Source organism: Coprococcus eutactus (assembly GCF_025149915.1).
GTDB lineage: Bacteria > Bacillota > Clostridia > Lachnospirales > Lachnospiraceae > Coprococcus > Coprococcus eutactus.
This window is the reverse complement of record NZ_CP102278.1, coordinates 1,121,008-1,143,670: the sequence shown is the minus strand read 5'-3', so window position 1 is coordinate 1,143,670 and position 22,663 is coordinate 1,121,008. Positions and strand designations below refer to the sequence as shown.

The following is a 22,663-nucleotide window of genomic DNA, read 5'->3' as shown; positions in this document are numbered from 1 at the left end:
CTGCTATATATACTCAGCTACGCATACGCAGATATACATACTCAGCTATATACATGCTCAGCTACGCATACACTGCTATACATATTCAGCTATACACATACCTTCTGCCTTTATTTAACAGCTGCTTTTCTTTTCGTTCTGCCATGCATGCAGATAAGTACTAAAAATACCAATCCAGCACAGCTTACGATTATTCCAAAGGCAAATCCCGGCGTATGATATTCAAGCTTTATCTCATGTTCGCCACCAGACAATTCCACTCCCATATTCCCCTTGCCGAGAAGAATTTTTTCTGCCTTTCTGCCGTCCACGTATATCGTGTATCCGTCACTGTACGGGAACGCCAGATAGAGCACGCCATCCTTCTTTGCCGTTACATGTCCTTTAAAAGTATTGCCTGAAAAGCCGTCACTTATGAGGGTCTCATCAGTTATAGATGACTTAGCCTTCTCGAATAGTTCTGTGTTAAAGCTATAAAGCTGAATTTCCTTTATCGCTGACTCACCTACAGAAGCCCCGCCGATGACTGACACCTTCACCTTCTGTCCCTTTTTCACATGTCCTCCATAGGCAAGCTGCCCTGACGATGTATACATAACCGAGGAAGACTCTTCTCCATCTATATACGTGGTAACTGCCTGATCTCTGTTATCTGCACTGTACACGTACAGATCCATGTCTCTGTCAGCTGTAAATCGAAGCTGTACGCACGCATGGTACTGGGTACTGTTTCCCGAATATATGTATTCACCAATTCCTGTTTCTTTAAAATCTCCAAAATTAAATATCTGTGTAAGTCCACGATTTATAAATCTACCCTCCGGCGCCATATATCTCTGCAACATTCCCAATCCGTGTGCCACATCATAGGATATGTCCCCCCACGGAATAAGCTCCATAAGCTGAGAAAGTTGTAGGGAGTTCTGAAGATTTTCGCTATTCAGATCAGCCAGTTCATCGCCAAACCCACATTCCAAGAACTTGGATTGATTCTCTGCTACATTTCCATCAGCATTCCACTTTTTTATGCCTTCACCTGTCATAAATCCCCAGTCAGCCAACTCATCCGCCTCATATACGCTATATATCTCACCGCTATATATCGAATGATATCCACCATTTGTATTCTTTGAGTTCGTCAGAACATATCTGACATTATACATCATAGCTGTAAGAGGTGTCGCGCCATCATACACACACTCAACATTATCAAAATGTGCCATTCCCATGGTCTCAAACGCATTGACATAATATCCATTTATCATCGATGAATACCAGTTCACGTCAGAATTTTGCACATAATTATCATTTAACAGAGCTGTCTTTCGCGATTTTCCATCCGTATTAAGCATCTGATACTGTGCATTCCACTCTGACAAGTGTATATTATCAATCATGTCTCCTTCATTTGCCTTGTCTTTCATGGTCACAACCATATTGCAGCATATTTCTGCCACCCACAGCACCATTATGATGACAAGTGCTGTAGTTTTCTTTATGCTCTTTCTAGATAACAGCACCATAACAATAAGGCTGACTGCCATGACCAGAAGAAATCCCACATAACAGTAAAACACCTGAAGCATGTTTTCATCTGTAAATGACAATGCAAATACAACTCCGCCTGCAATTCCGGCTCCAGCAACTGCATACGTTTTCACAGACTCTATATCTGTAAGTATCCTATAGGCGATCATCAACATGACAAATGTGAGAATGATCGCAAATCGATTTCCCGTTCCGTGGGGAACAACAAATCCGTGGAACACATAATTAAGAGGCAGAAAATTGGCCGCAAGCATAAACATCAACACTACGGCAGCATACTTCAATTTATCTTTAAGTGACACCGATGACGACAGGACAAACACGAACAGCAGCAACACTACAATTGTTCCGCAATAATTGTTGTTGTTGTACATATATCCATTTGTCACTTCTTTGAACGGGAAAAAGGACACAATATAATGTCCAAAATCTCCCCACATGTCCAAAGTATCTGAACTGTTAAGTGTTGTGTCACCAGCTTTCATGATGCTGAGTGCAGCAGGAACCAACACTATTCCCGCCAGCATAACTGCAGCCACAGACAATCCAGCCAGCTTCAAGCCATTTCTGAGCAGCTCTCCGAAAGTTCGTCTGTCTAGAAGAATATAATATACAACTATGAACATACATACATAAAATGCATAATAAAAATTAAATATAAAAACCAACGTGAGAAGAAGAATATATCTTATATATGACTCTCCCATATTCACTTTCTCCACAGCCAGAGCTATAAGTGGCATAAGAATAATCGCATCAAGCCATATGATATTCTGTCCATAAGCAACTAAGTATCCACAGAATCCCCACGCCAGAGCACAGCAAAAGCTGACCCATCCACCAGCCTTGCTGTTTCTATCTTCATTCGCGAACACAGTCGTGTTACGGAAATAATATAGGCCTGTGACTGTAACCAGTGAGCCTTTTAACACTATGATGAAGATAAGAGCTAATTCAACATGCTTTTCCCCCATCAACAACGCGATGATGTTAAACGGACTCATCAGGTAATAAAGTGCGGTCAGGTACATATCAGTTCCCATACCTCTATTCCATAGAATTGCACTTTTGTCACCACTGTGTACATACTCTATCAATGTTCTTAGCATGGTGTTGTACTGGACATATGCATCGTCAGTCAGGAAGCACCTTTTTCCAAACGGATATGCCCCCTCCACCGCTATCACTATAGTATACAAAAGTACTGATGCAATAAAGATCCCAACATACCAGTGTTTATTTTTAGTTCTTGAGCAGCCTTTCTCATTATGTTTTATTCTTTCTTCATGATTTTCCTCTGGCACATTAGTCAGATTACTATCCATTCTATTTTTCTCCATTCATACATTTATCCCTGGTTTGCTGACATCTCCCACGCATATAAGCTAGACTATGATAAGGCTCTTTTCCGCTCTTGCAAGATTTACAAACCCATCCTCTGTCACAACAACCAGATCCTCTATCCTGACACCAAACTGACCCGGAATATAAATTCCCGGTTCCACAGTTATGACAATGCCCGGCTTCAGTAATGCATTGCATTTTGGTGAAAATCTCGGATTCTCATGAATGAACAATCCTACAGAATGTCCCAGTCCATGGCCAAAACAATTGCCATATCCGGCATCTGCTATCACTCTCCTGGCAGCTGCATCCACTTCGTTACACAGTGCGCCTGCCTTTATATGCTTCATCGACTCTAGTTGAGCCCTTAAAACTATATCATATACCGATCTCATGCTGTCCGATGCATATCCTATCGCAACAGTTCTTGTCATATCTGAACAGTACCCATCATATATGCATCCAAAGTCCATCGTCAGGAAGTCTCCCGCTTCAAGCTTCTTGTCTGATGGTATAGCGTGCGGCATGGACGAATTCCTTCCTGAAGCAGCTATCGTGTCAAAGCTCAGGCCCTCAGCGCCATTCTTTTTCATATAGTATTCCAGTTCCAGGGCAACCTCTTTCTCTGTTATTCCTTCCTTCAAAAATCCCAGAATGTACTTAAACGCCGCATCCCCTATGGACTCTGCAACACGGAGCTTCTCGATCTCATCATCTGTCTTTATCTCCCTGATGGAATCGAGTCTTCCATCTATAGCTACAAGTTCAACCTCATCAAGTTTATTCTGATATATATCATAATCACTGTATGAGATACTGAGATTCTCGAATCCCACCCTTACTTTACTTCCTGTATACTCCGGAGAACATTTTATTGTGGCTATCAATTGATTTAAATTACCGGCATATCCTAAACCAGCAATATCTATGCATTCGTATCCATCACATTCTCTCTCCACCTGTTCTGTATACCTGGAATCAGTGAGTACATACTTTGCGTCTTTTGTATAAAATATGACTCCCTCTCCGCGATATGAAGCGATATACCTCATATTATATCTGTCCGTTATCAATATTGCATCAAGGTCCAATTCACGAATTACTTTTTCAAGTTCTACCCTTGTTCTCTCAGACTCCATAAATGTCATCTTCCCTTCTATATATGATATATGCTTTCCGTACCTGTTTTCTTTTATTTGTTTAGCTTGTTTATATCTTTGATCACATCAAATACTCATTCTACGATACAAACCAATTCGTCAACTATCTCTTCCACATCTCTTCCAGTTACAGGAATCACACAATCTGCTTCAGACTCATACACCGGTCTTCTCTCATCCATAAGCCTGTTGACTTTTCTTTCTACATCATCACCCTGAAGCAATGGTCTTGATGTATCGCCAGAAAGTCTGCGAATCACTTCCTCCGGCTGTACATCCAGATAAATGACCGTTCCCAGTTTTCTGAGCTCCTCGGCATTCTCTGGTCTCATCGGAAGTCCGCCACCCGTTGAGATCACAGTATGAGATATAGATGCATTTAGTTTCTTTAATGTATCTGTCTCCAGCTCTCTGAAATACTGTTCTCCCTTGTCAGCAAATATCTGGCTTATGCTGCATCCAGCTTCTTTTTCTATATATAAATCCACATCAAGCAGATTATATCCCAGTCTGCCGGCAACCGCTGTTCCAACTGTTGTCTTGCCGCATCCCATGAATCCAATAAGTATTATATTCTTTCTAACAGATTTCAACATCTTGTTATATACGATATCTGCCACATCCTCGGCGACTGAAATATTATTCCATAATTCATATGCTATTATCCCCTGATAGAGAAGCATCCTGAGTCCATTGTAAGCCTTTGCACCATTCTCACGACACAGTCTCATAAACTTCGTCTCAAATGGATTATAGATCAGATCGATTCCAACATCTATCAACTCGTAAAATCTTGAGTCGTCAATAACCACATCCTCATTATGTGGTGCAAGACCTATAGATGTAGACTGGAACACTACAAACTTCTCATCATTATATTCATCATATAGCTTTTCATAATCCGCAAGTAATACAGGCAGGAATATATCTTTTTTAAAATATCTGTTCATATCAGATGCAATACCTTCTGCCTTCTGTAATGTCCTGTTAAGTATGAATACTTTCTTGCACCCCTTCGCTGCACACATATATGCTACAGCCCTCGCAGCACCACCAGCTCCAAGGATAACCGCATTTCTTTCTTTCAGGGATATGCCATACACATCAAGTTCCCTCGAAAGCCCCATCATATCGGTGTTGTATCCTTTGTAACCTCCCTCTACCCGAACCAGAGTATTCACTGCGCCGATAGCTTTTGCTCCTGCATCGATATCAACCAACATATCCATAACCGCATTCTTGTGAGGTACCGTGGCATTCATCCCAAGAATATTCAGATCATATGCACCTTTTACAGCATTCTTGAGCCCCTCGCTTGTTGTGTGAAAAGGAACATATACTTCATTAAATCCAAGCACATCACTGAGAGTGTTGTGTATAACCGGAGACATCGTGTGCTCCACCGGATCTCCAAGCAAACCTAAAAGCCTTGTCTTACCATCTATATTCATCTAATCTCCATTCCGCCGTTCCCATGTCACAGCTATATATAAATAATAATAATTTTCATTCTAGTGAATCTGCATCCCTAATACTTTAAGGTTGTCACACATATTATGTGTTACAACATATCGCAAGCTTTTCAACATCTGCACTCCAACAGTATAACATCTTCACTCCGACAGTATAACATAAAAGAAGCCGGGCAATATACCCGGCTTCCAATTTTTTTAGTTATTTGCGATTAAGAATTAGTTTCTCCGCGATTTATGCGAATACCTTCTTCTTCTCAGCTATGAAATCATCATATGCTGGAACATCGATCGTATTATCTGTCAGATCAAACAGAGGATCTGATGCCTTTACTCTTATGATTGTGTATACTGGAGCTTTCATTCCCTGATACTCTACCTGAACAACAATGTATGTATGTGTTCCATCATAAGCTGCAAAGTAGGTATCGTTTGGCTTGAGATTTACAGTGAGATTTCCTCTGGTTTCACCATCTCTGAGTGCATCTGTAATCTGCTTTGAAATCTCTCTAACTTTCTTTCCACCTATTTCGTCGTATGAGAGAATCATCTTATCCACGTTCTCTTCATATACCGGCATACTAGGTTTCTCTGTCTTAAGAGATTCCTCATCGAGATTCAGATCATAGAAGATGTTAACCTTTGTAATCTTTGTATTCTCAGGAATACCAATCTTGTAATCGAATGTAGGTGCATCTGTCTTCGCATCTACAACTCTGTTGTATACTGTTCTGCCTGATGTTGCAAGAATCTCCTCATCCTTTGTGAGCTCATCCTCATCTTTCCAAGTCTCTACAGGATCATAACACTTGATCGTAGGCATATCAGGTACTGCTGTAGCGCTGTTTACAATAACGTTGATAAAGAGCTTTCTCTCATCATTGTTTCTTGTACGTCGACCAGTTACTGATGAATGTCCTGATCCACAATACGTGATTGCACCACTGCCATAGGCTGTAGTGTAGATGTAATAAGCTTCCATAGCATCACCAGGATCAGCTGCATACTTTGATGAACGCATCTTACTGTTAGATGAGTTGTTAGAACCTGCAAGTGTATACCAAACAGTTATATTATTGCTTTCAAGATCAAGTGCATAAGCCTGCTGATGTGTACCAGAAATATTCAGTGAAGAACTGATATTGTATGGATACAACGTTACAAGACCTGAGTTAAGCTGTGTAGCTTTTACCGTCTCAGCACATGCTGACTGATCCTGATTTGAAGCCTGTGACCATGCCGTAGCTGCCTTGAATGACTCCTGAGCATATACATATGGAAGAGTTGTCGTTGCTCCAGCCATATTACCATTGTAATAAAGTGCTGTCATAGCAACAGGGCTTATAAATAAATTCTTCTCTTTACCGAGGTATGGCTGCCAGTACGCATTCTTCTTTACGAATATATCCATAATATTTGAATTCATACTGTTAAGTAAGCCTTCACCCGCCGCAGAGTTATTAACATATGGTGTCATATAGTAAAGGCTTGTATCTGGAGATGTATAAGTGACATCATCAACAGTGCCATCTGGCGTATATGTAACATCCAATGTACTTGTGTTAACTGAAGCTTTACTATATGCAACATTTTTAACCGTATATTCTCCAAGAGATATAGGCTTTGAATATGATACCACATCATTTGTTATATCAACATGGAATCTATTCATTCCAACAACTGACAACAGTGATCTTGTAAGATTAACCGCACCAGCATTTGCATAAGGTGACATTGAATCATGGAAGAAGAAGAGATCTCCTCCATATGATACATAATCCAGTATGTACTGACATGTAGCCTTCTGGAAATCAACCTTAAATCCACCAAATGAATCTGAAGGTCCAAGTACAAGTATTGAATACATCTTCTTCATGAAGTCCTTACCATATGATCTTCTAAGATATGTATTATACTTCTCCTTTGCCTCAATTTCTTTATCCTTTACTTCTACATATTTCTCATACAACGTCTTGAATCTATCGCCATAATCATTGGACATCTGGTGATTCTTAAATGCTGCCTCACAGTGATTCATGGTATTGTACTTAGGCCAGAATATAATGTAGTAATCACCTGTATCCATAATATACTGGAGTACCTGCTTTGTCTCATCTGTGCTGGTCTTGAAATTCTTAAGGAATTCCTCTTGATAATTGATAGAACCTGTATACGTACCATTCATATATGCTATCGCATTTGTAAGGTAAGTGTCGAGAGCCTTCTTTGGAGCTACAACATCAGATGTAGCCTTTGTATATGCTGCAAGAGCTACTGTAGCCTGATTTGCATAATCCTCCTGACTCATGTTATCAACTTTACCACCATTTGCAAGTATCTCAGCTTCCTCTACCATTGTATCAAGACAAGCATAACTTGTCTGTTTTCCATCACCAGTAGTAAACTCTGCCTTATCTTTCGACGCAACAACAAGATCAAGATTAATGTCATAATCATCACTTATCTCATCTGCAAGATTTGAATAGTAATCATCTGCATCTGTATCCGTATCAAACTCGTATATACCGAACCTATTCTCATGACGTCCAAGCACTTCGTACTGTGTCGTTGACGCATTGTCAAGTTCCACCATATTTGCAAATACATTATACTTTGCTATCTTATGCGCTGTCTGTGACTCAATATCGAAATACAGAGTATCTGTAGCACCCCATGATGTAGCGCCCTGTCCCTCTGCCATAGTCTGAACCTGAAGTACATTGATCTCATTCTTTGCAAGCTCCGTCTTATTATTGACTATCTTGCTAAGTCCGTTCGCAGTTGCAATCACGTCTCCACTAGTATTTGTTATCTCAAGATACCATGCAGCAGATCCGAAGAATTCCGTATCAAGTGTAACTGTAACAGACTTGTCTACACCGTTTTGTAAAGAACTAGAAAGGCATATATCCTTACCACTACTCTCGAATTTGGTGTTCTTATCGACATCAACGAAAAGCTTATAGTTGTAAGATGCATCATCTCCATCGACTCTGAAAGTAAACGGCATCCTATTCGACTTAATATATGTCGTCTCTATTCCCTGCTGATATGTAACAGGTTTCTCAGTAACCGTAAGTCTGGTCCTATGTGCACTTCCTGTCACAAGTCTGTTAACCGAAGCACATGTCACATCATCCCACACTAGCTTGTAGTTATAATATATTGTACCATCTGAGGTTCCCTTATACCAAGCTTTCTTCTGCGCATCGCTGTCAAGTAGATCCTGTATACCACTTCCATTCTGGCTGTCTGCCGGAACGTACATTGTCCAAAGACTGTTGCCATACTTTCCATCCTTGTCTGATATATACTGAGTAGACTTACTATTGAAGCCCCACAGTACATTAGAACCGCTCTGGCTGTTATGTCTTGTATACAGGCTGCCTACCAGACTGTACATTCTTGATGATGGATCAAGGTAATAATTCGTTCTCTCCAGATTGCCATTCTTATACCAATATCCCTGAAGGAGCTCAGCTTCTGACAATCCCTGTCCATCTGCATTTGTACCCTGCATATTCTCATATACACTTGTAAGCTCATCACTTACCATAACCGGTTTTCCTGATGCCATATATGATATAAGTTCATCATACTTGGTCTTTGTCAGGTCATTACCGTTTTCTGCAAGATATGTAGTTTTGTAATATTTGTTACCGATGCATGGCGTAGCCATCATCTCTGTGCTTCCTGATATAGGCGCCGTATCCGGACTATATGTAGAAGCTGCCATCAACTGACTCAGTGTACCGGTGTGATAATACATTATAAATGTCGGGAATATCTGATATGTATACCCCGGTGTGGAATTACCTATATCATTCTGTCCCTTATACATCTCGGCAGGATTCCTATCCATTGCACTTATATCACCACCGATATATACAAGATCATAAGTTGCTGCTATATTCTCCTTCATACCTATGAGCTGCTCAGTTGAAACCTGAGTAAGACTTATATCACCATATGAAAGTCCATCTACAGCATACGCTATCTTTGCCTTTGTGAGATCAAAGTCATAATACTCTGTCTTCGCAGAAAGCTCTTCCTTTGACTTACCACTCACAACATCTGAAGGAACTGTATAATAGTTACCTGTGATAGGTGTTGTTCCATCGCTTCTCGTTTTATAAGCTGTCTCTACTGTCTGATTAAGGGCTGCAACCTCAAGATCAATTGGATAATCCGGCTGAATCTCAAGAACCTTGAACTTATTATCAGCTCCATCCCTGTAAACGCTGGCATTGATCACATCAGCAATAGCCTTTGCTGAAGGGCTTGTGATAACTGTGATTCCAGGCTTATCATTTCCGCCGCCATCTCCAGTATTTGAACCTTTACCGTCTCCGGCCTTAGATGATACGATGAAATACTGACCACTCTCGACTCCACCTGTGAGAGTCTTGAATACATCCCGACCTATCTCTTTGTTATATGTACCCTTATCAATAAATACGAAATCAAACTGTGTAAGATCAACCTTATCTGGATTAGCACTTACAAGACCAGTCTGCAAAGCTACATATGCATCATGCTGACTCTTTACATATTCAGCAATCTTGCTCTCATCAGAAAGGTCAAATCCTGTGTATATAAGATCACTCTTGTACACAGCTCCAAGATCAGGCTTATCAACACTTTCATTGAAATCATCACGAGTAACAACTACTGTTGCATCCTCATTTCCCTCTGCATCTTTTCTAAAAGTATAACCATCAACGTTATCCTCTTCTGCAGCCTTGATGATAAAATCATATACATTATCTGCGTTATCCTGAGTACCGCCATCTGCTGAATCTTCTCCTGCCTGTGCCATACCTACTGTATAGTCATCTGCACTGAAACCATCATCTCCGCCAATGACAACTTTATAATTATACGATGGATCAAGTTTTGGAAAACTATATGTATAAACTGTTTCCATAATTATATTGCCATCGTCATCCGTGAGTTCATCACCATTTGTGTCAAGCTTTGGCTGCTCCTGTTTTGTAAGTGGACACATCATCATTTCATCTGCAGATGTTCCTGCAAGATGAAGCTCTGAACCGTTGTCTACCACAAGATAAGCACTCAGTTTCACATCTTCAACAGCAAGCGCATGATCATCATCAACCGCCATATCCGTAAGTCTCACTGTACCACTTACCGTCTTTGTTTTGACATCCATATATGCTGAATTTGAAAGTGCCATATTGCTGTATGGAACACCACCATTTGTAAGTGCATCCACTATATTAGCACTATCCAATACATATATATCTGCACCACTTGGCACATACTTTGAAATACCTGTTCCACTGGCCGATGTACCATTCGCATACATATGTCCGGTAAGCTCACTGTTAGGTGCCTTCTCAACCGACTTCCAGGTCTGTGTCTTCTTATCAAATTTGTAGTCAGAAGCTGCTGATTCAGCACTGTTACCGCTGTTCTTCTCCTTCATCTCATTGAACATGGCACTGTTTGCACCATCCTCTGATATGATAAGAACCTTTGCATTGTCAAAATTCCACTCTTTTCTATCACCGGTAAGACCTGATCTTGATCCCGCCTTATCATATGTAGAATCTGTGATATTATCCGGAATATTACCATCCAGGAAGTCTGTGATCGATACACCATCATACCACTTATAGTATGTACCAAAGTTAAGGTAATCACTGCCCCCCTGACTTGCTGTTCTCTCAGCTTTCAGTATAAAATCTGAGATGGTATACGTTGTCTTCTCTATATCCGGAGTAGGCTCATTGTTCTTATCTGCTTCTTCGTAAAGTGTCTTGAAGAAATCTGCATCAGTTACAAGTACATTATCATATCTTGCAACCGCACCCTTTGTAATGAGCTTATATGCCAGAGCTCCCATTCTGAAATCATCATTGTTTCCTGATATATTGCCAGGCTCACTTGTACACAGAGTACCCGTACACATAGCTATCGGATGTGAATTTGCAGTTGCATATGAATCCAGCCAGTTATACAGCTCCTCACTCAAATCATTGCTCTTGCTTGCATAATCACTGGCACCATTTGCCCATATGTATATGAAGTCTGCCTGATTGAGGATTCCCTGAGCATTTTTGTCCATCTTGTTAAGTTCACTAACCGTACATGTCGTAAGGGTGACAGCCCCTTCAGCCATGTTATCTGCAATAGTCTTATAACCGTTGAACACTGCAAGTCTGAAGTACTCACCTGCGTATACGTATCTCCACAGATAAGTTGTAGACTCATATCCTGTGAGCTTCTTTGCGTCACCTGTGAACTTAGCGTTAGATACTGTCTCCTTCAGCTGTGTATCCATGGCTGCATTCGCTGCATAATCATCGGAAACTATCTGAACGATTCGATACTTATCCTCACCCGTCGCCTTCTTTCCGGCATTATTTGAATTCTCTATTGCCAGATCGATATTGGAGAGACCTGTCAGTCCTGTCGTGGTGCCACTTCCAGTTGCATCGCTCACAGAAGCCTGAGAATCGGAATTAGCCAGTGTATAATTCACAAATATAGAGCTGACTACAAGTGCGAATATAATAGCTATAGATGATAAGACTATCTTTTTATTCTTAAACACTGTATTATCCTCCTCTACTAGTTCCACTCATGCTTCTTCAGCACAAATGAATTTCTAAGACCTACAACACTTGTTACTTCGTACTTCTCGTCTGTCTTTGAATCCTTTAAGCCAATTGTGACTGCTATACTTCCATCATCAGGATTTACCTGAAGCCTGAAACTCTCAACATTGTTAGCCAAAACCGTACCCTTCTCTGTCTTTACATCGACAAACTTGGTACAAGGATCAAGGACTGCCTTCGCCGCTCTAACCTTTCCGTCATCACCGCTCTTAAGAAATGCCTCAGCCTGTTCGCGAGCTGTATCAGCTAACTGATTTCTGTATATATACAGCTTTTTATTAGTCTCATCATATCCGATGGTACAATATGCCGTCTCGCTAAGCGAAGACGAATACTGTATCCACAGGTATTTTGTGTCTATAAATGTCTCCGGATCCTTTGAAGATCCCTCATTGACAAAAGGTTTCACATCAGAAATATCATAGCATGTGGTACTGCTTGTAACTGAGACACCAGCACCACTTTTTACAGCAATATCCTGTGTCACATCACCAGCAGGACCTTTCTTATATGTAAGCTTACCTGCCGCTGCTGCTTTTTCCATAGTGTCATCAGGCACTATGAAGCTTGCTGTGACCTTTGAGTATGAAGTACCTGATCCTACATAGCCATCTCCGTTGATTCTGACATTGCTGGCTCCCATAAGCATATCGCTTATAGTGTCATAAGCCTCACTCGCCTGTGTCTCAAGCTTTTGTCTGGATTTCAGTTTCTTATGTGAAGCAACTGTCGAACCCACAAGCGACATAACCGCCACCATGAATATACCAAGTATTGCCATGTACAAAATAAGTTCTACGAATGTGAAGCCTTTGTTGTTCTTTCTATACATATTCTTCACACCCCCTAATTCTTACCATAAGTATGTCCGCCGGTGTACCTGTTAAGAGTAACCCTGCCAACGCTACTTGTTGTATTATATTTACAGAATTTGTATTCACCATAACCTGATAAGATCTCCCCATCAGACTTTCTGACAAGTATCACTGCAGATGTCAGAGGTGTCGAAACCGCATCTGCGTCATAGCTATCTGAATAGTAAATAGAAACTCTCTCAAGTATTGAATCAGCTTCTGCTGAATCTGCTGTAAAAGTACTTACATCATTGTCGGTACATGTACCATAATAGATTTCATAATTCGCTCCATTTTGAACTATCTTTATAGCCTGACCAACGCTGAACGACTTTGTCTTCATCTCAAGAGTAGCTATCTCGTCATCAAACTTCTGCATAGAAGATGTAGCCTGTGATGATCTGATCGCCGACACAGTCAGCATAGCACCACCTGACATGATAAGAATGATTGCAATTACCAGAATTAACTCTACCAGAGTATATCCACTATTATTCTTAAGTTCTTTTTTCATCTTCTACACCCCCTATTCGACATTTCTCTTCCAGTTCTGGAATTCAAGAATATCTTCATAAGAGATATCAGATATGGATACTCCTGTAACCTCTGTGTTACCCTCTTTCTTTGTCGAGTCATATTTCTTGAGTATGTTATTCGTCGTTATAAGCTTTGTATTCTCATCCGAACTCTCTGAACACTGTTCAAGGAAGTTAGCCACGAATGCCGCATCTGATGATATAGTCATGTTATGGTCTATGATAAGCTTTGCACCAGTTATGATCATTCCTCTGAATGACTTTACTGAATTATCAAATCTTACATCACCACCTGCTATGATGATTCCCTGGAATGAACTATCATTATTATTTGCACCAACAACTACATCCCCTGAATTGATTATAACTGACTTTGCACTATTATCTGCTGCAACACCCATTGTCTTATCTATTGTAAGGTTATTTGATAATATGTAATTATAATTAACATAATTATTAAGCGGTGTCACGCTGTAGTCATATGAATATGTATCCTTATCCTTATCATACGAACTTATGTAGCCTACTGACGAAGAAGTATATTTAACTATATCCCACGCATTCTGTGTAAGTTTCGTTGCATCATCAACCTTGTTAAGAACTGACAGATGATCCTTCATATTGATATACATATATGAAAGGAATGTACTTGTCTGTTCTTCCTCACTTGCAGTTCCTGAACCTGACAGCTTAAGTGCATCTGCTTTAAGATCATTAAGAGTCTTCTTATTCTCATCGGTACCCTTGTTGCCAAGTATGCCTGAAAACACCTTGCTGGTTGATGCGCTCTCGAATGACTTTGACACATCCATAGTTGTATCTGTTGACTTTCTAAGGAATAATGAGTCATCCTTGTTCTGTGCTGTTACTGCTCCACTCGCATTGATCTTATCCTGCGTTGGAAGAACAAGCTTAACCTTGAAATTCTCATAATTTCTTACATTATAATTCAGTGTGCTTGTATAGTACTCTCCATCATGTTCATCACCGAGGAGATCATAGTATGTCTCAACAAACTTCTCTGCATTGCTTATGCCGTTGGAATCCTCACCTGGCTCAATGTAGAGATAATAATAATCATGTCCTGACACGGTCTGCTTTATAGCAGAAACCTTAAGGTCGTCTGAATCCGGATCTCTGAGAGCTCCATAAAGTGCCTCTATCTTTGCATTCTTGTCAGTTGCATCCGCAACATCTGTTGACAGCGTCTTAGGAAATCTGAGTTCTACTGTTGTAATACCTGTATCCTGATCAGTTTTCTCAGAACCTTCTATAACTGCCCACTGTGTAAGGAACATCAGCTGGTTTGTCTTTACATCCAGAGACTGTCCTGTTGAGTAATCAGTAAGATTTGTGAATGCATATTCTGCATTATCGTCGACCTTGATCTTATTCGGATCCTTCTCATCCTCTGCTGTCTTAACCTTATTCTCTTCTGCAACGCTTGATGCTGCAATCTTTGAAAACTCAATATAAGACTTACCTGCTATATACAGAGAATTCAGCTTTTCAAGATCCAATGTAGAATCTTTGCCATTTACGATTATCGCACTGTCACTAAAGTGTGATCTGAGCTTGTATCCTGTTGCAAGCCATCCATACTTTCTAAGGTAGTTCAGGCTTCTGGTATCCTGTGCATTGTAGCTGTATCCAAAATAATTACCCTGTGTAAACTTAAGGCTTGCTTTCTCTGCATTGAGCTCTGTATCATCAAATACATATGCATTTGCTGATGCTTTTATCGAACCGCTCGCCTTACCGCCGATCACTATATTGTCTGTCCAAAGCTCTGAAACAGTGCCTGAACGTCCTGAAAGACTTATCTGTCCACCATTATACGCTGCAACTGAACCTGGACATATGATAACATCTGAATTCATCGTCAGCTTGGAATTCTTTCCATTTACAAAGATTCCTGAGTAAGCACTCTCAGATGTACTGCCCCACTTAGTAGTACTTGTTCTGTCATATTTACCGGTTACCTTTGTTGAAGAAACATCATTGTAATCCTTGTTGTAGTAATCACTCGCAGCATAGATATTACCTTTTATCTGAAGATCTGTGGCCATTGTGTCATCATCCTCACCAACTTCAACTCCCATGTCGGCAAGTATTGCATATTCATAGAGAGAATTGTTTGATGTGCTACTCGTGTCAAATGATACATTGTACTCTGGCTCAGAAAGAACTATATCCGTAGTGATCGACTGCTCGTATACTCCCGATGTTGTAGCTGCTTCTGAACCTGTAAGTTCAACTGTTCTCTTAAGGCAGACATTCTTGAATGTCACTGTCCTTACCTTATCATTCTTGAAACCTGCCTCTTTTTCTGTTCTTGGTCTTCCAGATGAGAACTTCTGTGTTGATGTCTTACCAGCCTCATCTGTATAAATAAGCTTAAGATTCGTAGTATCAAGCTTTATACCATCCGGATTTGTTGATGCATCATACTCATTTGATATAAATGACTGGAATGTATCTGTTACACTTTTGATATTCTTGTAATTGACATCTGCAATAAATCCTGTCATGAAGAGTTTCTTGAATAGGTCATTAGCCTCGTCATTGTCGATCGTCGTATATTCCTTAGTCGCAGGATCATATACTACAACCAGCTCAGCTGTAGTGGTATATGCTGAATACAGATGCTCATTTGTTGCAGCACCCACGCCTGCATATATCTCATCAAGAGCTGTCTCAACTTCATAGAAATTATTCAGACTGTTAAGCTTATAATACTTCAGCTTATATGTCATAAACGCACCCATGAGAAGTGCAGCTGAAAGTATACACATAAATGTAGTAGCAATAATTACAAGAACGAAACTTGATCCATGATCATCAGTATGCTTAAGCTTATTCTTTAATCTCTTAATCATCTGCTATTTCCCCCTTGTTCCCGTTACTACTGTCTTCTTTCCTGTGCTGTCAGTAAGAGTAACTGTGATCTGATACATATATACATTTCCGCTCTCATCATCTGTCAGCTTCTTTACGTTATAATCAGAATTATCGTTGTCAAAATCAAAGTTTGCAAACATGTCCAGGCTGTCTGCGTCTGTTCCAAGCGCAAGCTTTGCTCTAACTTTAACATCCTGCATCTTTGTATTTTTCTTTGCATTTGTATATGTAAGATCTCCTACATTGCTCACGCCAAACTGTTCGCATATAATCTTCTTGTATGTATCGCTAAGCTCAGCTGTAGATTCAAATACATATATCTTGGCATCCTCTGATACACCACTCTTATCTACTGTGATATTGTCCGTTGTACAATAAGCACCATTATAGATAGCCGGAACATACAGCAGATATATAGGTGGTATGCTGTCTGCAAACTCCTTCTTATATACAATGCCATCGCCATATGTTGTTGTTGGCTTATATACATTATTTCCTGAATTGACATATGCTGATCTGATGACAGATACGTTGGTATAATCTGTATATTCTACTATACATTCTACTGTATATGTCGATCCAAGCTTTGAGATCTTTATAGTCGTATTTTTCTGGAAGTGGTCCTCGTCGAATGTACCTCCACCTGAAAGATAATGGTTATACTGCACGTCATAATCCTTAAGTAAAGCAAGCTTCTCATCAAGGAAATACTGGTAAGCAAGATTATCCAGATTATTTCCGGCAGCCGTTGTATTGTAAGTTGCGCCTACAATAATAGCTGACTGCTTGCTGTCAAGATTCCTGATCGTACCTGACTCTGTAATATTGGTATTTACGACTGTTCCGCCATCATTTTTAAAAGTTGCACCACCCTCAAGTCCTGTAAGAACATATCCATTCTTAAGAACCTGATATGCTGCATCGTTGACATCTACTGTACATGTATACTTCTCATAATTATTTCCGATTGAGATATCGTTACATGTATACTGTGTATCTGTGTATGATGCAGTCTTTGAATTTGGAAGTGATATACTCTCTTTTGTTGACGTTCCTTTATTAAATGTATATGTCTTCGTACCGTTGTCATCAGGAAGAGCAACCTTATCACCAAGGTCTGCAGTCTTGAAATTCTCCATTATTTCTTCGGCCTTCTCGACCGCATACTGCTTCTTTGTCGAAGTAGATGTGGTCTTGGTGGCCGCTATCAGTGCATTCGTTATAGGATAAACCAGAATGGCAAATACGGCTGCAGCTATTATAAGTTCTACCAAACTAAAGCCTTTATTATTTGATTTTACCATTTAATTTATTCACTCCATTCAGTGTTATACATCTATTATTCAGCACTTGTTGATGTTGTTGACTTGACTGTTGGGTTTCCAAAGATGTTGTTTGTACCAATCTGTACATTGACATCTGCATGATCTGTTGTTCTGTCTTCGCCGTTTACAGCATATGATGTGATGGTCATATCACCCTCATATTTTCCGGTCTGATCATTAAATGCAATGGTAACCTCATCAAGTGTCATTCTGTAATCACCTGTCTTGATATAGTCGATCACATCCTTGATATCCTTGTAATCGCCTTCGTATGTAACAGGGAATGATGCTGAATAGCAGTTGTATCCATCTGTTGAAACAGTTCCATCAGTTGAAGCTGTGCCGTCTGTTGCTGCATCTGTTGTCACTGTCGTATCTGTAGTTGTCACGTCCCCTGCAGCACCTGAACCAAGTGTATAAAAAAGTGTCTCCTCGCCCATGGTAACACTTGGGAAGTTGAACTTATACTTATCCTTAACTCCCTGGAGATACATGATTGTATTGTCCTGATAGAGTTCTGAAGGGAACTTTGCTATAACTTCCTGATACTGCTTTGTATACTTTTCTGTATCTTCTATATACTGCTGTCTGTTGGCATCCTTTGCCTTCAGCTCATTATAATATGTCTGTCTCTCATTCTTCTGGCTTTCAAGATCCTTTTTGGCACCAAAATTATCCATTGCAAAGAACCTTATAGGAACCACAAGAATAGCTATACCAAGTATGAATAATAATAAATTTCTCTGACCCTTTGTGATTGAATCCATATCCGTACCTCCTTAATTTGCAGATACTTCAGTACCTGAAGTCTCTGCTGCATCAGCATCTGCTGTAGCATCCTTATATATACACTTAACTGTAAAATCGTATGTGACATCTGTTGACTGCGCATCCTTGTTCTCTGTTACAGACTCTATGAATGTATTATCGATACACTCGATGTCCTTGAGATTGATTGCGAATGCAGCTATATCTTCATAAGTCTTTGTGTTGCCTGTAAAGTCTACACCGTCAGCAGTTGAATTGAACGCTGTGAGGCTGATTCCCTTCGGCATCTTGTCCTCGAGTTCTGTGATGAGTGTACCCACGTTCTCGTTGAGGTTCTCTGTGTAGCTGTACATGTTCTCAGCATCCATATAGATGTTCTGTGCATTCTCACAATCAGTAACTATCTTCTCAATATCACTTATAGCCTGGATATCTCTGTTTACCTGATCGAGTTCTGACTGAGCCTTGTTCTTCGCTATGAACGAATACGCTGTAACTCCTCCGGCGATTATCACTGAAAGTATCAGGAAAGCAATCACAAGAGGTGTCGTGTCAACACTGCTTGCACTGCCCTTTGCTCCTGCTTCTCCAAGTTCAAATCCCATCGGATCAAAAGCTGCTCCTATCGGAACCATAAGGTATACCGGATTGTAGATCTTGAGATCAATCTTTGGATCAAACTTAATATTATACAATGTATCCATTACTCTTGTCGATACATTGAGCTGGACCTTGAAAAGACCATCTATACCTTTGATGAGTGCTCCATCACCTGTGAGGAATACATCATCTATTGGCTTATCAGGGTTCTTTGATGTGAAGAAGTCCATAACACGGCCGATGTTGTTGATGAGATATCTGAATGCTCCTGTTATAGCATTATCATCGAAATCTACTGTCAGAAGTCTCTCGTTCTGCAGAAGTGTCATAGCTGTTGTAGCATCCACACCCTTTGCATCCATAACTTCATTTACTACTACATTTGTACCGTATGGGACTGTTCTCTGAAGGAGAAGTGTGTCTCCTTTTACGATGTTGAGCACGGTTGATTCACTGCCCAACTGGATTACCATAGTTGTCATAGCTTCGGTTGTCTGAGTCTTGATCAACTGAAGCATCGCATTACCAATATAATCAAGCGCTACTACCTTAAGTCCTGCAAGTGCTGCGAGATCGTAGTACGATCTAACCATGTTCTCCGGTGCTGCAACTGCCAGAACTCTGAGCTGCTTGTTATTCTCTTCATCAGTAACGGTCTCAAGAACTGAGTGAGACACCACGTAATCCTCTATATTAACAGGGAAATACTCTGATGAGTTCGCATTAATAATTCCTTTGATTTTGTTCTCCTTAACGAAAGGTACAAGAACCTCTCTGTTAACGATCTTTGTAGAGGTAAGAACGAATATTGCGTTCTTGTTTGTAATTCCATTTGCTGAGAGCTGAGACTTGATTGCCTCTGCTATTCTCTCCTTGTCTCTGATCACTCCATCCTCATAGGCATCTTCCGGTGTCTCGAAGATGATAGCATTGTGGATCGTTGACTGTTTTTTGTTTGAAGGTGTAACTTCAACGATTGTAATACTTTCATTTGTAATGTCGATTGTTAAAACTTTGCTATTACTCGCCATTTTTATAGCCTCCCTCGCTAATCAGTAGTTTTGTATTTGCTTGAGTACCAGCTTACCGCTGTTCACCCCATTCATAGAAATTGTCACAACAGATCCCGAACTGTCCGGCTATCTGCTGAATAAAGTTCAACATTCTGTCACCCTTTTAATAGTTCATCTCCTCCGTATAATGACCCTTTTATATAGAAGAAACTCACCGAGAAAAATAAGTACCAGCTACACAAGGTAAGCCAGCTGCCGCCATAAGTTTCGTTGCCGCGAGCTCTGCACCGCCATCTGGCCGGCGTCACCGCAAGCATATCACTCCTGACCGCTAAAAGCTTAATTATGCAACAGGCACCCATGGCACCTGTTGCGTAACAAGCTTTATTATGTATGTGGATTTTATCTTGTTTTTTCTTGATGTCATCTTGTCACTTTCATATTCTTACGAGGCGAAATAAAGATATGTGATCAGATAACAATCTATGTGATACATCCACATTTTGTTTACTCGAGATAGTGCTTACTATCGTCTTATATTACTTGCTCCACTCAGTACATGTTGATGGTGAAAGCTCATATGTTGTAGCATCATCTGTTGCATAAACTTTAACCTGATTTGTAGCCTGATCCACTACAAATCCAAATGTCTTACCAGATTCCGGACCACCCTTAGGTGCATACTTTGTCTTAAGTGATGCCTTGCCTACGATCGAATATACCTCTTTCTGGAACGCATCTCCGCTCTCAGAAATTGTCGATGCAGACTGGATATCTGTATCATTAGCTGAATCAGCATCTGCTGCATCTGGATCTGAAAGTGCTGTCTGAAGAGCTGTTCTAAGTGAATCAGCATTCTGTACATCTGTTGATCTTCTTGACTTGTTGATGTACTTGATAAGTGCTGGAGCAAGAGCTCCTGCAAGGATTGCCATGATAGCAATAACGATAATTAACTCTACGAGTGAGAAACCTTTGTTGTTTTTCTTCATAATTTTACTCTCCTTTTGTTATATGTCGTTTTGTTGTTTGTTGTTTGTGCTTTTGCACTATATTAAACCGGTATCCTCGTACTACCGGACTTAATCACTCATTGTATTTCCCGGCTCCGGGTCAGGAGTCCCGAGAAATACTCTCTCTATAGTAACATATATATCATATGATACTCTCTATTGTATCTCTTGCATCCCTGATTCTAGTACTGATCCATCGCATCGTACATACTCATGATAGGACCATACACAGCTGCAACTATCATTCCAACGATACATGCAAGGATAACCATGATGATTGGCTCCATAGCTGATGTGAGCGCGTTTGTTGCCGCCTCTACCTCTTCGTCGTAATAGTCTGCAACCTTGCTGAGCATCTCCTCTATATCTCCTGTCTCCTCACCGATCTTAGTCATAGCTGAGAGCATAGGTGGGAGCATCTCCATATCCTTGAGTGGCTTTGAGAGTGGCACACCCTTGGATACCTGAACCTTGGCATCCATCAAGCCGTCTCTTATGATCTTGTTATCCATCATCTTGGCAACCTGCTCAACTGCATCTATCATCGAGATACCTGATGCCATAAGTGTACTCATGGTTCTTGCGAATCTTGAACATGCAGTCTTAACATTCAGAGGTCCAAATATAGGTGCTTTAAGTCCCAGATTTGCAAAAAGCTGTTCACCGAAAGGAGTCTTCTTGAAGAACTTAACTCCGAATACGATGGCTGCAACGATGATGATGAGCAGCCACCACTTATACTTCACAAAGTCCGCAGCGGCCATCATTATACGTGTGGCAAGTGGAAGCTGTGTTCCCATATCCTCGAACATGCTGGCAAAGTTAGGAATAACGGCTACCAGCACTACTATGATTACTATAACCATAACTATAAGCACTACGATAGGATATGTCATGGCACCCTTGATTTTGGACGTAAGAGCATTATCCTTCTCGAAATGTTCTACCAGTCTGTCCAAACATATCTCCAGGTTACCTGACATCTCACCTGCGGCAACCATGTTGATCATGATAGGTGGGAATACATCAGGGTTAACTCTGAACGCATCAGCGAGAGTTCCACCTTTTTCTACATATGTACGGGCATCCTGTATAGCTTTTCTGAGTGTCTTGTTCTCTATCTGATCACCCATAAGTTCCAGTGCTGAGATAATCGTAACACCAGCCTTGATGACCGCTGAAAACTGCTTACAGAACACTCCCAGATCTCTTGACTTTACCTTTTTCTTAAATAATCCAATATCCCCAAGTGGACTGCTCTGCTCCGTAAGGCTCATGATGGAATATCCTTCCGACTTGAGCTTCTTCTCAGCGCCATCCCTGTTTGGGGCCTCGATGGTACCTTTTTTGTTCTTACCATCTCTGTCAACAACCTTGTAATTAAATACTGCCATTGTCTCTCCTCCGACCCAATCTTAATATTCTTACGTTTTCATGTATCTGCGCGTTAAAAGCACAATTTTGCAACATAAACTATATGTAAAA

General features: G+C 40.5%; 12 protein-coding genes. All 12 read right to left on the bottom strand.

The window, feature by feature from the left end:
• Window positions 1-110: 110 nt before the first annotated feature.
• Window positions 111-2,888, bottom strand: a complete 2,778-nt coding sequence (locus NQ536_RS04885) for a YfhO family protein (RefSeq protein WP_004848886.1) — start codon at window positions 2,886-2,888, stop codon at window positions 111-113.
• 45 nt (window positions 2,889-2,933) lie between these two features.
• A complete protein-coding gene (locus tag NQ536_RS04880) occupies window positions 2,934-4,040 on the bottom strand; it encodes an aminopeptidase P family protein (protein WP_004848884.1) in 1,107 nt (368 codons plus the stop codon).
• 86 nt (window positions 4,041-4,126) lie between these two features.
• A complete protein-coding gene (gene aroE / locus NQ536_RS04875) occupies window positions 4,127-5,503 on the bottom strand; it encodes a shikimate dehydrogenase (protein ID WP_004848882.1) in 1,377 nt (458 codons plus the stop codon).
• A gap of 256 nt (window positions 5,504-5,759) precedes the next feature.
• Window positions 5,760-12,104 (bottom strand): DUF5057 domain-containing protein, encoded by a 6,345-nt coding sequence (locus NQ536_RS04870; RefSeq protein ID WP_044997680.1) that lies wholly within the window; start codon window positions 12,102-12,104, stop codon window positions 5,760-5,762.
• Window positions 12,105-12,121: 17 nt separating this feature from the next.
• Window positions 12,122-13,000: a prepilin-type N-terminal cleavage/methylation domain-containing protein gene (locus tag NQ536_RS04865; protein WP_004848879.1), complete on the bottom strand. Its 879-nt coding sequence runs from the start codon at window positions 12,998-13,000 to the stop codon at window positions 12,122-12,124.
• Between the two features lie 14 nt (window positions 13,001-13,014).
• Window positions 13,015-13,536 (bottom strand): prepilin-type N-terminal cleavage/methylation domain-containing protein, encoded by a 522-nt coding sequence (locus tag NQ536_RS04860; protein WP_004848878.1) that lies wholly within the window; start codon window positions 13,534-13,536, stop codon window positions 13,015-13,017.
• Between the two features lie 12 nt (window positions 13,537-13,548).
• Window positions 13,549-16,437, bottom strand: a complete 2,889-nt coding sequence (locus tag NQ536_RS04855; protein ID WP_004848875.1) for a hypothetical protein — start codon at window positions 16,435-16,437, stop codon at window positions 13,549-13,551.
• A 3-nt stretch (window positions 16,438-16,440) separates the two neighbouring features.
• The gene (locus tag NQ536_RS04850; RefSeq protein WP_004848874.1) at window positions 16,441-17,763 is read right to left on the bottom strand and encodes a type IV pilus modification PilV family protein; all 1,323 of its coding nucleotides are present in this window, start codon (window positions 17,761-17,763) and stop codon (window positions 16,441-16,443) included.
• Window positions 17,764-17,798: 35 nt separating this feature from the next.
• Window positions 17,799-18,551: an acylphosphatase gene (locus NQ536_RS04845; protein ID WP_004848871.1), complete on the bottom strand. Its 753-nt coding sequence runs from the start codon at window positions 18,549-18,551 to the stop codon at window positions 17,799-17,801.
• Between the two features lie 12 nt (window positions 18,552-18,563).
• Window positions 18,564-20,183, bottom strand: a complete 1,620-nt coding sequence (gene pilM / locus NQ536_RS04840) for a type IV pilus assembly protein PilM (RefSeq protein WP_004848869.1) — start codon at window positions 20,181-20,183, stop codon at window positions 18,564-18,566.
• A gap of 521 nt (window positions 20,184-20,704) precedes the next feature.
• A complete protein-coding gene (locus NQ536_RS04835) occupies window positions 20,705-21,157 on the bottom strand; it encodes a type II secretion system protein (RefSeq protein WP_004848864.1) in 453 nt (150 codons plus the stop codon).
• Window positions 21,158-21,360: 203 nt separating this feature from the next.
• Window positions 21,361-22,572 (bottom strand): type II secretion system F family protein, encoded by a 1,212-nt coding sequence (locus NQ536_RS04830; protein WP_004848862.1) that lies wholly within the window; start codon window positions 22,570-22,572, stop codon window positions 21,361-21,363.
• Window positions 22,573-22,663 lie beyond the last annotated feature (91 nt).